The organism is Xanthomonas albilineans (genome assembly GCF_002939705.1).
In the GTDB taxonomy this organism is placed as follows: Bacteria; Pseudomonadota; Gammaproteobacteria; order Xanthomonadales; family Xanthomonadaceae; genus Xanthomonas_A; species Xanthomonas_A albilineans.
In genome coordinates, this window is record NZ_MDCB01000002.1 from 199,986 (window position 1) to 215,076 (window position 15,091).

Here is a 15,091-nt window from a genome sequence, read left to right on the forward strand (position 1 = left end):
TCGCTCGCCGCCCGTCAGCCTGCGCCCCCATCCGTTGCCAAACCAACAGCCAAGTCGACGGCCAAGTCTGCGGCGACCTCGCGCAAGCCTGTGCCGGTCATCGAGTCCATGGCCAAGCTGATCGATGCCGCACCGGTGGCAGCGGCTGGCTTCAGTTTGGCGCCGGTGTTCGCGGCGCTGCGCAAGCGTTACCCTGCCGCTCGCCAGGATCAGGCGCAGGCGTTTGCCGAGGCGTTCTACAAACGCATGCAGGAGGACGAATTCCCTCAGCATACCGCGCAGGAGTGGGCCGCGCTGGCCGTCTCGATGCTGGAATTCGCGCGCAAGCGCAAACCCGGAACGGCCAACGTGCGGGTGTTCAATCCCAATCCGAAGGAGGATGGTTGGGAGTCATCGCGCACCGTGCTGCAGATCGTCAACGACGACATGCCGTTTCTGGTCGATTCGGTGAGCATATTGCTCTCGGACCTGGGCATCGGCCTGCATGTCCTCGGCCATCCGGTGCTGCGCATGCAACGCGACAAGAACGGCGTGCTGGAAAGCATCGGCGAAGGCAAGCCGGAATCGTTGATGGTGCTGGAGATCGATCGCCAACCGCCGGAGGAGATGCCGCGCGTGCAGGCGACGATCCAGCGCATCCTCGGCGACGTGCGCACCATCGTGCGCGATTGGGGCGGCATGCGCGAGAAGATGTTGACCCTGGCCGACGACCTGACCACGCGGTGTCTTCCGGTGGACGACAAGGGCCGGCGCGAGGCGCAGGAGTTCCTGCGGTGGGCCGCCGCCGACCATTTCACCTTCTTCGGCTACCGCGAGTACCGGGTGGAAAAGCAGGGCGGCGAAAACGTACTGGCGCCGTTGCAGGACAGCGGCCTGGGCCTGCTGCGCGGCCAGGACAAATCGCCGGCGCGTCCAGTGCGCACGCTTGCCGCGCAGGGCCTCAGCGAGGCGGGCACCAAGGAGGCGTTGATCCTGACCAAGACCAACGCACGCTCGCGGGTACATCGCAGTGGCTACATGGACTACATCGGCGTGCTGGAGTTCGACGCCAAGGGATGCATCGTCGCCGAGCAGCGTTTCCTGGGCATGTTCACTTCCAGCGCCTACAACCGCCGCCCGTCGGAAATCCCGCTGGTGCGCGAGCGCTACGACTACGTGATGCGCAAGTCCGAACTGTCTCCGAGCAGCCACAGTGGCAAGGTCTTGCGCCACATTCTGGAGACGCTGCCGCGCGAGGAACTGTTCCAATCCAACGAAGAAGAATTGTACCGCACCGCGATGGGCATCCTCGGCCTGCAGGAGCGGGTGCGCAGCCGCTTGTTCCTGCGTCGCGACAAGTACGGTCGCTTCATTTCGGCGTTGGTGTACATCCCGCGCGAACGTTTCAATACCGACGTGCGTTTACGCATCGAGGCACTGCTGAAGGACGCGTTGCATGCCGAGCACGTCGACTCCAGCGTGGTGCTGGGCGAATCGCTGCTGGCGCAGTTGCACCTGATTGCGCGTCCAAAGCTGGGCGAGGCACTGGAATTCGATATCACCGAACTGCAGTCGCGCCTGGCACACCTGTTGCGTAACTGGCACGACGACTTACGCGAGGCTTTGGTCGCCAGCTGCGGCGAGCGCGATGGTCTGCGTTTGGCGGCCGGTTATGGCCGCGCGTTGCCGGCCGGTTACATCGAGGAATCGACCGCGCAGATCGCCGCACACGATGTCGAACGCCTGGCCGCGCTGCGCGGTCCGGAAGACCTGCATCTGAGCTTGCAGGCGTTGTGCCGCGACCGCAGCGACAGCCTGCGTCTGAAACTCTATCGCCAGCACGACGATCTGCCGCTATCGGACGTGTTGCCGATGCTGGAGAACCTGGGGCTGCGGGTGATCTCCGAGCGTCCCTATCGGCTCACCGTGGATGGCACGTTGCTGTCCATCCAGGATTTCGAGGTCGTGCCACTTGCTGGCACGATCGACGTGGCCACTGCCGATGCACCGCTGTGCGAGGCGTTCGTGCGGATATGGCGTGGCGAGGCCGAGAACGACGGCTTCAATCGCCTGATCGTTGGCGCTAGTCTGAGCTGGCGCCAAGTGGCGATCCTGCGCGGTTATTGCAAGTATCTGCTACAGACCGGCGTGCCGTTCTCGCAGGTCTACGTCGAAGCGACCTGCAACGGCTACCCGTTGCTGGCGCGTTTGTTGGTGGAATTGTTCGAGGCACGCTTCGATCCGGCGACTGGCAGCCAGAGCAAGGCGCAGATCGCCGATGGTCAGGCGGCGCTGTCGGCGCAATTGCGCCGGCTGGCCGAGGGCGACGAAGTCGCGCTGAAAGCGCTACAGCCAGTGATCGACGCGCGCAGCGGCAGCCGCGAGGCGCAGCTGGAGGCAGTCGGTGCGGCGCTGCTGAAGTTGTTCGATCAGGTCGCCAGCCTGGATGAGGATCGCATCCTACGCAGCTTCAAGGGCGTCATCGAAGCGACCCTGCGCACCAGCTATTACCAGCGCACTGCCGAGGGCGGGCTGGGGCATTGCATCAGCTTCAAGCTGGATTCGTCGATGGTGCCGGACCTGCCCAAACCGCGTCCGTACCGCGAAATCTTCGTCTACGGCCCGCGCGTGGAGGGCGTGCACCTGCGCTTCGGTGCGGTGGCGCGCGGCGGCCTGCGCTGGTCGGACCGGCGCGAGGATTTCCGCACCGAGGTGCTGGGCCTGGTCAAGGCGCAGATGGTCAAGAACACGGTGATCGTGCCGGTGGGTGCCAAAGGCGGCTTCTTCTGCAAGCGCCCGCCCGCTGGCGGCGAGCGCGATGCGGTGCTGGCCGAAGGCATCGCCTGCTACAAGTTGTTCATCCAGAGCCTGCTGGACATCACCGACAATATCGTGGGCGGCAAGATCGTTCCTCCGCCGCAGGTAGTGCGCCACGATCAGGACGATCCGTATTTGGTGGTCGCCGCGGACAAGGGCACCGCCACGTTCTCGGATATCGCCAACGGGTTGGCGTTGGACCATGGCTTCTGGCTCGGCGACGCGTTCGCCTCCGGTGGTTCGGTCGGCTATGACCACAAGGGTATGGGCATCACCGCGCGCGGTGCCTGGGAATCGGTCAAGCGCCACTTCCGCGCGCTGGGGCGCGATTGCCAGAGCGAGGACTTCAGTTGTGTGGGGATCGGCGACATGTCCGGCGATGTGTTCGGCAACGGCATGCTCTTGTCGCGGCATCTGCGCCTGCTGGCCGCGTTCGATCATCGCCATATTTTCCTGGATCCGAACCCGGACACGGCGGTGGCGTTCGCCGAACGCGAGCGGCTGTTCAAACTGCCACGTTCGAGCTGGGCCGACTACGACGCCAAACGGATCAGTGCCGGCGGCGGTGTCTATCCGCGCACACTCAAGTCGATCGAGATCAGCCCGCCGGTACGCGCGGCGCTGGGTCTGGAGCCTGGGGTCAAGCAGCTTTCGCCCAACGACCTGATGCACGCCATCCTCAAGGCGCCGGTGGATCTGTTTTGGAATGGCGGCATCGGCACCTATGTCAAAGCCGCCAGCGAGACCCACGGCGATGTCGGCGATCGCGCCAACAACGGCCTGCGCGTCAACGGTGGCGAACTGCGCTGTCGGATCGTCGGCGAGGGCGGTAATCTGGGCCTGACCCAGCTCGGCCGTATCGAAGCGGCACAGGCCGGCGTGCTGCTCAACACCGACTTCATCGACAACTCGGCCGGTGTGGACACCTCCGACCACGAGGTCAACATCAAAATCCTGCTCAACGATGTGGTACAGGCGAAAAAGCTGACTGTGCAGGCGCGCAACACGTTGCTGGCCTCGATGACCGGGGAGGTCGCCGAACTGGTGTTGTGGGACAACATCCGCCAAAACCAGGCACTTAGCTTGATGGAGCGAATGAGCGTCAAGCGCTTGGGTTCCAAGCAGCATTTCATCCGTACCTTGGAAGCGCAGGGGCTGCTCGACCGGCAGATCGAATATTTGCCTTCGGATGCGGAGATTTCCGCGCGCAAGGCGCGCGGCCAGGGCCTGACCCGGCCGGAGTTGGCGGTGCTGCTGTCCTACTCCAAATTGGTCACCTTCCAGCAACTGCTGGAATCGGACATCCCCGAGGACCCTTACCTGTCCAAGGAGCTGCAACGTTACTTCCCACGGCCGCTGCAGAAAAAGTATGCCGATGCGATGGAGCGGCACCGCCTCAAGCGCGAGATCATCGCCACCGCGGTGACCAACACCACCATCAATCGCATGGGCGCCACCTTCCTGATGCGAATGCAGGAGGATACCGGTCGCAGCATCGCCGAGGTCGCCAAGGCCTATACCATCAGCCGCGAAACGCTGGATGCGCGCGCGTTGTGGACGCAGATCGATGCGCTCGATGGCAAGGTGCCCGAGTCGGTGCAGATCGACGCGCTGGAGGTGACCTGGACCTTGCAACGGGCGTTCGTGCGCTGGCTGCTGTTCCGTCCGGGCACGATGCCTGGCATCACCGCGGCAGTGGAGCGCTACCACGAGCCGTTCAACGCCATTCGTGCCGCTTCCGGTGTATTGCCGGAAACGCAGCGGCCGCTGTACGAGGCGCTGGTGCAACAGTGGCAGGACAAAGGCTTGCCGCCCGCGTTGGCGCAGCAGTTGTCCGAGCTACGTTTCCTGGAGCCGGCGTTCGACATCATCGAAATGGCGCGCACCCGCAAGCTCAAGCCGGTGGAGGTATCGAAGGTGCATTTCCGCCTCGGCGAGGCCCTGCAGTTGCCGTGGTTGTTCGAGCAGATCGACGCGTTGGAAGTCAATGGACGTTGGCATGCGGTGGCCCGCGGCGTGCTACGCGACGAACTGGCCAAGCAGCACAGCGCGCTAGCTGGCCAAGTGCTGGCGGTGCCGGGTGCTACCGCCGAGGTCAAGGTCCAGCAGTGGTTGCAGCGCGACGACAGCAGCCTGCGCTTCACCCTGGGCATGCTGCAGGAGTTGGCCGCACAGAAAACCCTGGATTACCCGACCCTGTCGGTGGCGGTGCAGCGTCTGAGCCAACTGGCGGCGCATGGGGTGTAACCCGTGCTCAGGCCCGAGCGTGCGCGCCTGAGCCGACCGTTTGTGGTGTAGAAGGTTGGTGTCGTAGGAGCGTTCTGTCTATCTCTCGCGGCGTTGCTCCGTGCCGCGTGTCATGGAGCGCGGCTTTGCTCCAGGTGTAGCGCAATGATCCGGTCGAGGGGTGGATTGGCTGAGCCTACCTGCACGGCTGCTAGAAGTGGGTGGCTGCGGTGCTTCGGTACATCGTGGAGATGGAGGCTGCGTTCGCGGTACGACAATAATGCTTTAAAAATGGTCTTGTGCGGCGACGCAGTGGTGCTTGGCCGGTTATGATCGTTGCAATGAATGCAACTATACTGCCGCCTTCGCCCCGGATCTGTTTCCTCGCCAGCGCCACGCCTGAGGCGCAGCAAGCACACGCGCAGTTGGTTGCACGCTATGGCGACTGCGAGCCGGCCGTGGCCGACGTGTTGTGCGCGCTAGGCGGTGACGGATTCATGTTGCAGACCCTGCATCGCCACGGCGGGATGAGTAAGCCGGTATTCGGCATGAAGTTGGGCACGGTCGGTTTCCTGATGAATCACTTTCGTGCCGAGGACTTCGCCGCTCGTCTGTCTTTGGCCGAACCGGCCAAGCTGCGACCGCTGGAGATGCTGGCGCACACCGAGTCCGGTGCCACCACCGGCTCGCTTGCCTACAACGAGGTCTCGCTGCTGCGGCAAACCCGTCAGGCGGCGCACGTGAGCATCGATCTCAACGGCCAGACCAAGATCGATGAGCTGATCGGCGATGGCGTGATGGTCGCCACGCCTGCCGGTAGCACGGCCTACAACTCTTCGGCGCACGGGCCGATTCTGCCATTGGGCTCGCATACCCTGGCGTTGACGCCGATCGCTCCATATCGGCCGCGGCGCTGGCGTGGTGCGATCCTCAAGGCCGATACCGAAGTGCGCTTTCGGGTTCTCGATCCGTACAAGCGCCCGGTCAGCGTCACCGCCGACTCGCACGAAACCCGCGACGTGGTCGAAGTGACCATCCGCGAATCGCGCGACCGTCTGGTCACGCTGTTGTTCGATCCGGAACACAATCTGGAGGAACGGATCCTGAGCGAGCAGTTCATGGTGTGAGCGCAATGGTGTGAGTGCAAACGTGGAACTGCCGGCTCGCTCAAGCGCCGCAGTGCGTTCGGCGTCCATTGCATAGGCTCGGCTACACTGGTGTCGTTGGACGTTTCCGAGTCCCGGGTTTCGAGTTCCCATCCCATGCCTGACAATGCTCCCCGTCTGCTCACCGTCGCGGTTACCTCGCGTGCGCTGTTCGATTTGGAAGAAGGCCACGCCTTGTTCGAACGCGAGGGGGTGGAGGCGTACAGCGCCTATCAGCGCGAACGCGAGGACGATGTGCTTTTGCCCGGTGTGGCTTTCCCGGTAGTACGCAAGCTGTTGGCGCTGAACCAGGGCACGCCGCCGGAGACCCCGCCGGTGGAGGTGATCCTGCTCTCGCGCAATTCCGCCGATACCGGTCTGCGCATCTTCAATTCGATCCAGCATTACGGCTTGGACATCGTCCGCGCGACCTTCACCTCCGGCGAGGCGACCTGGCCCTATATCAAACCGTTCGGTACCGACCTGTTCCTGTCGGCGAATCCGGAATCGGTGCGGTGTGCGCTCAGCCATGGGGTTGCTGCGGCGACCATCCTGCCCAAGCCGCCCGGCGAATGTGTGCAGGAGGCGGCTGTGGCGGCCGGCGCCCTGGACGCTGGAGGTCTGTCCACCCAGCTGCGCATCGCCTTCGATGGCGATGCGGTGATCTTCGGCGACGAGGGCGAGCGACTCTCGCGCGAGCAGGGTGTGGAGGCATTTGGTCGCTACGAGCGCGAAAACGCACGCGAGCCGCTGACTGGCGGGCCATTCCGCAACTTTCTATCGGCCTTGCAGGCCTTGCAATCGGCGTTTCCGGCCGGTGATGCCTCGCCGATCCGCACCGCACTGGTCACAGCGCGTTCGGCGCCAGCGCACGAACGTGTGATTCGCACCCTGCGCGAATGGGGCGTACGCCTGGACGAAGCCTTGTTCCTCGGCGGCCGTCACAAGGGCCCGTTTTTGCAGGCGTTCGGCGCGGACATTTTCTTCGACGATTCGCAGCACAATATAGACAGCGCGGCGCGCGAACGGGTCGCCGCCGGCCATGTACCGCATGGGGTGGCCAACGACATCGCTGCGCGGTGAGCGCTGCGGCATACATGCCGGCGCGACATTGCGCTATTGCGCGGGTGGTTACGCGCGGATTTCCCGCGTCTGCGCCGCCATCAAGCTTGCGCCTACAATGGCAATAGGATGTTGCTGAGTTTCCAGTGCAGGCCATCGCGCGTGAACACGCACGGCACCGGGGTGCCATCGGCGGTGTGTACCGTGGCGACGAAGCGCGACGTCGACTCGAAGCGCTGTTCGGCCTGACGCAGCGGTTGTGGCGGACGCGGCGCGGCATAGGTGTCGCCGCCGACGGTGTCGCCGCTGGCGCGTTTCCATAGCGCATCGCCTTGCAGCAGTGCGCCGATGCCGGCAGGTGTGACCAGCGCATCCACGCTCATGCCACCGACGCTGCCGGCCAGCGACAGCAACGCGCCGCCGAACAGGTTCGCTTGCATGTCGGGTCCGGCGCGGCGCAATAGCGCATCGTCGAATTGTGCTTTCAGATTGACCCGCAGTGTAGGGAAGTCGACATACTCTTCCAGCGCGGCGGCATCGCGCTGGCGCAGCGCCTGTTCGATCCCGTGGATCGCCAGATACGGACCGGCGACGACGTAGCCGCCGAGCCCCAACAGCGCGAACAACAGCAACGCCAGCCACTTTTTCATCGCATGCCTCCGGGTGTACGGGTGGTGTGGTCGCGATGGGTTTTCAGAATTCCAGATCCAACGCTGCGCACAGGTAATCCACGAACGGCCCCAGCGTCCGCAGGTCGGTGACGATCTGGCTGCGTAGCTTGGGCCCGGTCATCGCCGCATCGTCGAGGTGGCGCCAGAACACCCAGTTTTTGTGTTTGAGATCGTCGATGAATGGGAATTCGGCAGGAAAGCCGCGCGGTGGTCGCACCAAGACTTCGCTTTCCTCCAGTTCGAAGCGCCGGCGCAGCGCCGGCGCGTGCGCTGCGGTCTTCCAACTGCCGGGATTGTCGAAGATGAACTGACGCACCTTGCGCTGTGTCTCCGGCTCTGGATGCCATAGCCCGGCGCCGACGAAGCTCTCGCCCGGTTCCAAGTGGATGTAGAACGATGGCGCCGGCACTTGCTTGCGTCGCGCGTGGAACAGGCGCGCACCTTGCCAGGTCTTGTACGGCGATTTGTCGTGGGAAAAGCGCGCGTCGCGGTGGATCCGCAACAGCGAGCCGCCCACGCCGCGTGGGTCGGCACGGAAATGTTCGCTGAGTTCGGCCAAGTCCGGCTGTAGGTCGACGATCAGGCGCAGGAACGGCTGACGCACGTGCGCTTCGTATTTGTGCCGGTTCGCGTTGAACCAGGTCTTCTCGTTGTGCCGGGCCAGGGCACGCAGGAATTTGAGGCTGGCGTCGCTGAAATAGCTGGTCATAGGGTGCGTTGCAGGTCTTGGCCCCAGGCGGCCAATTGGTCGAGCAGGGCTTGCTTGGTAGCATCCTCAGGGTGAGCTAGACGTAAATCGGCTAGTTGCGCGGCATATGTCTCGAAGGTCAACTCGGACAGGCCGTTGTCGACCTCAAGGCGTCGGCGTCGGTAATCGTCCCAGCGCGTCTGCTCGGCGATCGAGAGCGTTTGTGGCCAGTTGCGCGCGCGGTAGCGAAACAACAGTTCGGGCAGGCGTGGATCGCGGAAGCCATGTTCCAGAGGCGCCAACTGCATCGGTGCCGTCGCCCGCACCTGCGCCATCGCGCGCTTATCCGCATCGGCCAGGAAGCCATCGTAGAGGGAGGCATCCACGTCGGCGGGCATGGTTGCTCGCTCGCTGGCGAAGACGCGGCGCACCTTCTCCGCCAAGGTTGGGCCGGCTTCGCGCAGGCGCGCGGCCTTGGCCAGCGCCTGCGCCGGGTCGATGCCCAGGCGCTCGAATTCGGCTTCGCGCAGATGCGCCCACGCGACCAGCGCAGGTGCCTTGTTCAGATGCACTTCCTTGAGCGCGATGCGCTGCTCGCCTTCGGGCAGGTCGGCTTGCGGGGTGTAGAGGCGGTCGGCGATTTCTTCCGGTGTGCAGCGCAACAGCGTATCGATGTCGCCTTCCAGGTCGAACACCACCACCCGGCTGTCGATACGCGGATGCCGCGTCAGCGGCAGCACCGGCGCGGCGCACAGCCGCGAGGCCGGGTAGCGCATCGACACGTGCAGGACCGGCTGCATCGCGGTCACGTCCAGCAGGCTGGCGCAGAAACGCTTGTCGCGCAGTTTCAGTGCGTACTCCCACAAGCGCGGTTGGCAGCGACGGAAATGCCGGGCCATGCCGATGGTGGCGTAGACGTCGGAGAGTGCCTCGTGCGCGTCGCCGTCGCGCACGTCATTGGCCAGCGCAAGTTGTTCCAGCTTGAACGAGGTGGCGCCATCTTCGCGCTGCGGCCAGACGATGCCATCCGGGCGCAGGGCGTGCATCAGTCGCAACATGTCCAGCAGGTCCCAGCGCGAATTGCCGCCGCGCCATTCGCGCTCGTAGGGATCGTGGAAGTTGCGGAACAGACCATGGCGAATGAACTCGTCGTCGAAGCGCAGCGAGTTGTAGCCCAGGGTACAGGTCTGCGGCTGCGCCATCTGCTCGGCGATGCGCGCGAAGGCATCGGCCTCGTTGATGCCTTCGCGCAGCGCCTGCTGCGGGGTGATACCAGTGATCAGGGTGGCGACCGGAGAGGGCAGCAGGTCGTCGGCTGGCTGGACAAAGAAACTGATCGGTTCCTCGATCTGATTCAGTGTCGCGTCGGTCCTTACCGCCGCGAACTGGGCGATGCGGGTGCGTCTTGGGTCGGCGCCGAACGTCTCCAGGTCGTAGAACAGAAAGCTGTCGGGCATGGTTGCATCGTGGTGGTGTGGGCGAGGATGTGTCGGCAACCGAGCGAATCCGTGGACGTGCAGTTGTCAGTGCGATTCTGGCCGGCCGTGGTGCGATTCGTCGTGATGGACGTTGCCGGTCACGCAGGTCAAGAGGCTGTCAAGCCTATTGCGCCAGGGTATGCCAGATCGTCTCAGCGTGCGCCTTCCAGCGGTGTCAGGCGCGCATGTACGGTGCGTTCCAGCCAGTTCCAATCGATTCGGGTCAAGTCGCGGTGGCCTTGCGTCGCCTGCACCAGGATCTCGCGTTGGATCTGGCTGCGTTCGAGTACCTGTGCATATCCCGTGCGCAGGAAAGTAACCATGCTGTAGTGTGGTACGAAGCGGGTCGGGTAGCGCGCTTGCAGGGCCTGTTCCAATTCGCGTTGCAGCAGGAAACCGGTATCGCCGACGCGGTCGCGCATTTCGATGTAGTTTTCCAGTGCCATCTGCTGGATGGCGCCGGCGTTGGGTTTGCGCTCGGCTTCGAACGCGGCGTAGGCGCGGCTCAAATCGGGTTCGCGTTGTAGCTGCGTAGCCAAGGCGACACAGTCCTCGAAAGCGCAATTCATGCCCTGTCCGTGGAACGGCACCATCGCGTGCGCGGCATCGCCGAGCAACACGGCGCGTCCGCCCAAATGCCAGCGCTCCAGGCACAGCGTGCCGAGCAGGCCAGGTGGATGCTGTTCCCAGTGTTCGGCCAGTTGCGGCATCAGCGGTAGCACATCGGCGAAGTCGCGCGCGAACAGCGCCACGGCCTCCTTCCCGTTGCGAATACTGGCGAAGCTCGGCTCGCCCTTGTTGGGCAGAAACAAGGTGACGGTGAAGGTGCCTTCGTGATTGGGCAGGGCGATACACATGTAATGGCCGCGCGGCCATACGTGCAAAACGTTGGGCTCGATGCGGAAGCTGCCATCGGAGGCGGGGGGAATTTCCAGTTCTTTGTAGGAATGGTCGAGGAATTCGATGTGCTCGGCCATCGGCGCCTGACGTTGCATCGCCGCGCGCAGCGCCGAGCCAGCGCCATCGGCGCCGATCATGCTGTCGAAATGGATGTCGTGCGGTTGGTCGTTGCGGTCGTCGATAAAGCGCGCGTAGCCGGCGTCGAAATCCACCGTGTGCAGGCGGCGGTAAAAGTGGATGCGCGCGCCGGCTTGCTCGGCCAACTGCAGCAAGCTGATGTTGAGATCCTTGCGGTGCACCGACCAGATTACCTCGCTGTCGTCGCGCCCGTAGCGCTGCAATTGCGGCTGGCCATCGCCAAGGTGCACCATGCGCCCGCGCATCATGACGGCTTTAGCCATCACCGCGGTGTCGGCACCGGCTTGGCGCAGCGCATGCAGGCCGCGCTCGGCGAGGGCCATGTTGATCGAGCGACCACGCTCGTAATCGTGAATGCGCGGATCGCCACGGCGTTCGTACACGGTGACCTGCCAGCCCTGGCGTGAGAGCAGGATGGCGAGCAGGGAGCCGGCCAGGCCGGCGCCGATCAAGGTGATGTTGCGAGGAGAGTGATTCAATGCGGTGTCCGACAGGGACGCGGCGGTGTGCCGCGCATGAAGGTGCGGCTCAGAGGCCGGCCCAGGTTTCCACGGCTTCGATGAAGCGGTAGACATCGTGATACTGGTTATACAGCGGGACCGGGCTGATGCGGATGACGTCCGGTTCGCGCCAGTCGCCGAGGACGCCTACTGATTGCAAGTATTCGAGCAGCGAGCGGCCACGCGCGCGACCGCCGACCACGCGCAACGACAGTTGGCAGCCGCGCTGTGCCGGATCGGAGGGGGTGAGGATCTCCAATGTGTTGGCCAGCCTTGCGTGGATCAGCATCTCCAGGTAACCGGTGAGTTGTTGCGATTTGTGCCGCAATGCCGGCATGCCGGCCCGTTCGAACAATTCCAGCGAGGCCCGCAACGGTGCCATGCTCAGGATCGGCGGGTTACCGAGCTGCCAGCCGTCGGCGCCGGGCGCGGCGACGAAGTCGGGCTCCATTTGAAACCGACTGCGCTTGTCGTGGCCCCACCAGCCAGCGAAGCGCGGGGTGTCGCCATGCCCGTGCCGCTCATGCACGAAGGCGCCGGCGATCGCACCGGGGCCGGCGTTGAGATACTTGTAATGGCACCACACCGCAAAATCCGGGGCGATGTCGTGCAGATGCAGCGGGAGGTTGCCGATCGCGTGCGCCAGGTCGAAGCCGAGCGCCGCGCCTGCCTTGCGCGCCAACTGCGCTATTGCGGCCAGATCGAAGGCCTGGCCGGTGCGGTACTGCACGCCGGGCCACAGCACCAGCGCCAGACGCGGCGCATGTTCGCCGATGGTGCGCGCGATCGCCTCCAGCGACACCGTGCCGTCGGTGCTGTCGGACTGCACTTCGATCAGGTCGGTGGCCGGATCGAAGCCATGGAAGCGGATCTGCGAGGCGACCGCGTGCCGGTCGGAGGGGAAGGCGCCTGCCTCGATCAAGATCGCTGGGCGCGCGCGGGTAGGGCGGTAGAAGCTGACCATCAGCAGATGCAGGTTCACCGTCAGCGTGTTCATCGCCACCACTTCGTGCGGCTGCGCACCGACCAGGCGAGCCAGTGGCGCGGCCAGCAATTCGTGGTAGCTCATCCACTGCGTCGCGCCGTTGAAGTGTCCTTCCACCGCCACGGCCGACCATGTGTCCAGCACCTCCTGCACTGCGGCGCGCGCGCCGCGCGGCTGCAAGCCAAGGGAGTTGCCGACGAAATAGGCCTGGTCGGCGCCTTGATGCTGTGGGAACAGGAATTCCTGCCGTAGCGCACACAGCGGATCGGCGGCGTCGAGGGCCATGGCGTGTTGGCGGGACAGGGGCGCGTGCATCGGCTGTGGTTTCCGGAAACAGGACGAGAGTTTAGCGCTGGCGGAGCGTCGCTTTGTCGGTGCCGTTGGGCGCACTCGGCAAGAGCGTGCTGCGTAGCACGTGGGTCAGGGTGCCGATGCTGTCGGCGATACGGTCGCTGGCATCGGCCAGGGCCGATAGAACGCTGCCCTCAGCCCCCTCCTGTGCATGTGCGGCCAGCGCTTCGGCCAGGCGACGTTCGTCGGCACGCAGCGTTGCCTGCGCTGGTGGGGTGCCGTTGCGCAGGCTGTCCGCCAGTTGGGTCAAAGCGATGTGGGCCTGTTCGTGGAAGTGCTGCAATTCCGGCAGTGCCGGCGGCACCGGCGCTTCGCGCAGCACCGCTTCCAGCATCAACGAGGCACGGATCAGGCGGTTGCTGTTGGCCAGCACCGATTCGGCGAGAGTGAGTTCGCGCAGATTGCGCTTGCGCAGCGGTTCGCCGCGCAGCCGCTCGATCGATGCCTGGACATTGGTGCGCGCGGTGCGTGCGGCGGCGCGGGTTTCCGGCAGTGCCTGCAGGCGGCCTTCCAGCACTGCGACCAGATGATCGCGATAGGTCAGCAGCAACTGCGCCAGCGTGGCGCGCAGATGCTGGCGCTCCCAGGTCGGCCACAGTGCGTAGGCGACCAGCGCCAGGGTGCTGCCGAGCAGCGTCGCCTGGATGCGCTCGCCGATCGCCTCGCCTGGCGCCATTCCCTCGAACGACAACAGCAGCACCAGCATGCCGGTCAGCGAGGCCACGCCGAGGCCGTAGTTGACCTGGGTCAGCAGACGGAAGCCGAGGCAAAAAATGGTGAGTAACAGCAGTCGCACCGCCGTCCCGTCCATCACGGCGTGGGTCAGGACGGTTGCCAGCAGCAGCCCGGCGAGGGTGCCGGCCACACGTAGTGCGCCGAAGCGCAGGGTGCCACCGAAATCCGGTTTGAGTACGATCGCGGTGGTCATCGGAATCCAGTAGCCGTGCGGGATCGCCTGCCAGCGCGCGAATAGCATCGCCAGCGCCAGGCAAACTCCGCAGCGCAACGCATGCCGGAACGCGACCGAGGACATGCGCAGGTTGGCGCGCAGGGTCTGTAGTGGCGCCCGTTGCCGAAGTGCCGCCGGCAAGCGTGCCTCGGCCAGTTCGGCTTGGATCTCGCCGCGGCTGCTGGCCCAGTGACCGTTGCGGACCAGCGCGCGCAACTGCCCGCCCAGTCCTTGTGCGCGGGCCACGGCGATACGCAGCAGGCGGCGCTCGCGAGTGTCTTCGGTTTGCGCCTGCACTTGCGCCAACGTGTCTACCAGATCGTCAAAGCCGGTCATCGAGTCGGCGGCGGCCTTTGGATCGGCGGCGTTGTCCATGGCATAGGCCAGTTGGTCCAGCACGACTGCGCTGCGTTCGAGCACGCGCTCGATCGGCAGTCGTGCGGGGGAGTTCGTCTCCAGACGCCCGTGCAGGTCGGACAGGGTCAGTAGCTCTTGCCGCGTGCGTTCGCAGAGTTCGGCGATGATGCGCAAGGACTGCACGGCCAGCCCGCGCGAACGGTGCTGGCCGTGCAGCATCACCATTGCTTCCAGTACGGCCTCGGTCGCTGGCGCCACCGCGCTCGCATTAGGGCGTTGGCGCGCGATTCCCGCTATTTGCCGCATCAGGTCCGCCAAGGCGAAGCGCTCGGGGCGATACCGTTGCAGCGGCCATGCGGCGAGCGCCATCAGCATCTGCAACACGCCACCGGCGAAGATCAGTGCGGCCACGCCCAGGCTTTGCATCGGTGGCAGGTGTACGTCGGCGCTGACCACCAGCAGGATCATGCTGGTCAGCCCGGCCCGGGCCGCGACCGGACCCAGTGCCACCAACAGGCCGCCGCCCAGGCCCAGCACCAGTGCGGCCAGCGCTAGCGTCAGGGTCTGCGTGCCGATCAGCATGCCCAGCAGGGCCGCCACGCCCGCCGCCAGTGCCGCCATCAGCATGCGCTGCATCCGTGCCCGGTAGGGACCGGGTAGGTCGGAGAACATGGTATTCAGCGCACCGGTGGCTACGGCCAGGCCGATTTCGGCATGTCCGCTGGCCACGCCGAGTGCCAGCGGCGCCACCACCGCGACGGTATTGCGCAACGCGACCCGGATCGGGACGTCGCGCGGCTTCAGTGCGATCAGGCTGCGTAGCATCGCCGCCCTAGCCGTTGGCG

9 protein-coding genes are annotated in these 15,091 nt (G+C 65.0%); 3 read left to right on the forward strand and 6 right to left on the reverse strand.

Going from position 1 to position 15,091, the window contains the following annotated elements:
* Window positions 1–108: 108 nt before the first annotated feature.
* From XalbCFBP2523_RS02415 to XalbCFBP2523_RS02425, 3 genes are all read left to right on the forward strand, one after another.
* On the forward strand, window positions 109–5,043 hold the full coding sequence (locus XalbCFBP2523_RS02415) for an NAD-glutamate dehydrogenase (RefSeq protein ID WP_329955185.1): 4,935 nt from the start codon (window positions 109–111) through the stop codon (window positions 5,041–5,043).
* A 335-nt stretch (window positions 5,044–5,378) separates the two neighbouring features.
* The gene (locus tag XalbCFBP2523_RS02420; protein WP_104629895.1) at window positions 5,379–6,149 is read left to right on the forward strand and encodes an NAD kinase; all 771 of its coding nucleotides are present in this window, start codon (window positions 5,379–5,381) and stop codon (window positions 6,147–6,149) included.
* A gap of 135 nt (window positions 6,150–6,284) precedes the next feature.
* Window positions 6,285–7,250: a 5'-nucleotidase gene (locus XalbCFBP2523_RS02425; protein WP_045765866.1), complete on the forward strand. Its 966-nt coding sequence runs from the start codon at window positions 6,285–6,287 to the stop codon at window positions 7,248–7,250.
* A gap of 92 nt (window positions 7,251–7,342) precedes the next feature.
* Here the strand turns inward: XalbCFBP2523_RS02425 and XalbCFBP2523_RS02430 are convergent, their stop codons facing one another.
* From XalbCFBP2523_RS02430 to XalbCFBP2523_RS02455, 6 genes are all read right to left on the reverse strand, one after another.
* Entirely contained in the window at window positions 7,343–7,879 is a 537-nt protein-coding gene (locus XalbCFBP2523_RS02430; protein ID WP_045765865.1) for a DUF2939 domain-containing protein, read from the reverse strand.
* A 43-nt stretch (window positions 7,880–7,922) separates the two neighbouring features.
* On the reverse strand, window positions 7,923–8,609 hold the full coding sequence (locus XalbCFBP2523_RS02435; protein ID WP_012916253.1) for a DUF2461 domain-containing protein: 687 nt from the start codon (window positions 8,607–8,609) through the stop codon (window positions 7,923–7,925).
* Window positions 8,606–10,045, reverse strand: coding sequence for an exodeoxyribonuclease I (sbcB, locus tag XalbCFBP2523_RS02440; protein ID WP_045765864.1), 1,440 nt, complete (start codon window positions 10,043–10,045; stop codon window positions 8,606–8,608). The genes XalbCFBP2523_RS02435 and sbcB overlap by 4 nt, the downstream gene beginning before the upstream one ends.
* Before the next feature lie 173 nt (window positions 10,046–10,218).
* Complete coding sequence (locus tag XalbCFBP2523_RS02445) at window positions 10,219–11,583, reverse strand: FAD-dependent oxidoreductase (protein ID WP_045765863.1); 1,365 nt, start codon at window positions 11,581–11,583, stop codon at window positions 10,219–10,221.
* A gap of 49 nt (window positions 11,584–11,632) precedes the next feature.
* On the reverse strand, window positions 11,633–12,904 hold the full coding sequence (gene kynU, locus XalbCFBP2523_RS02450; protein WP_045765862.1) for a kynureninase: 1,272 nt from the start codon (window positions 12,902–12,904) through the stop codon (window positions 11,633–11,635).
* A gap of 31 nt (window positions 12,905–12,935) precedes the next feature.
* Window positions 12,936–15,071: an FUSC family protein gene (locus XalbCFBP2523_RS02455; RefSeq protein ID WP_045765861.1), complete on the reverse strand. Its 2,136-nt coding sequence runs from the start codon at window positions 15,069–15,071 to the stop codon at window positions 12,936–12,938.
* Window positions 15,072–15,091: the final 20 nt, after the last annotated feature.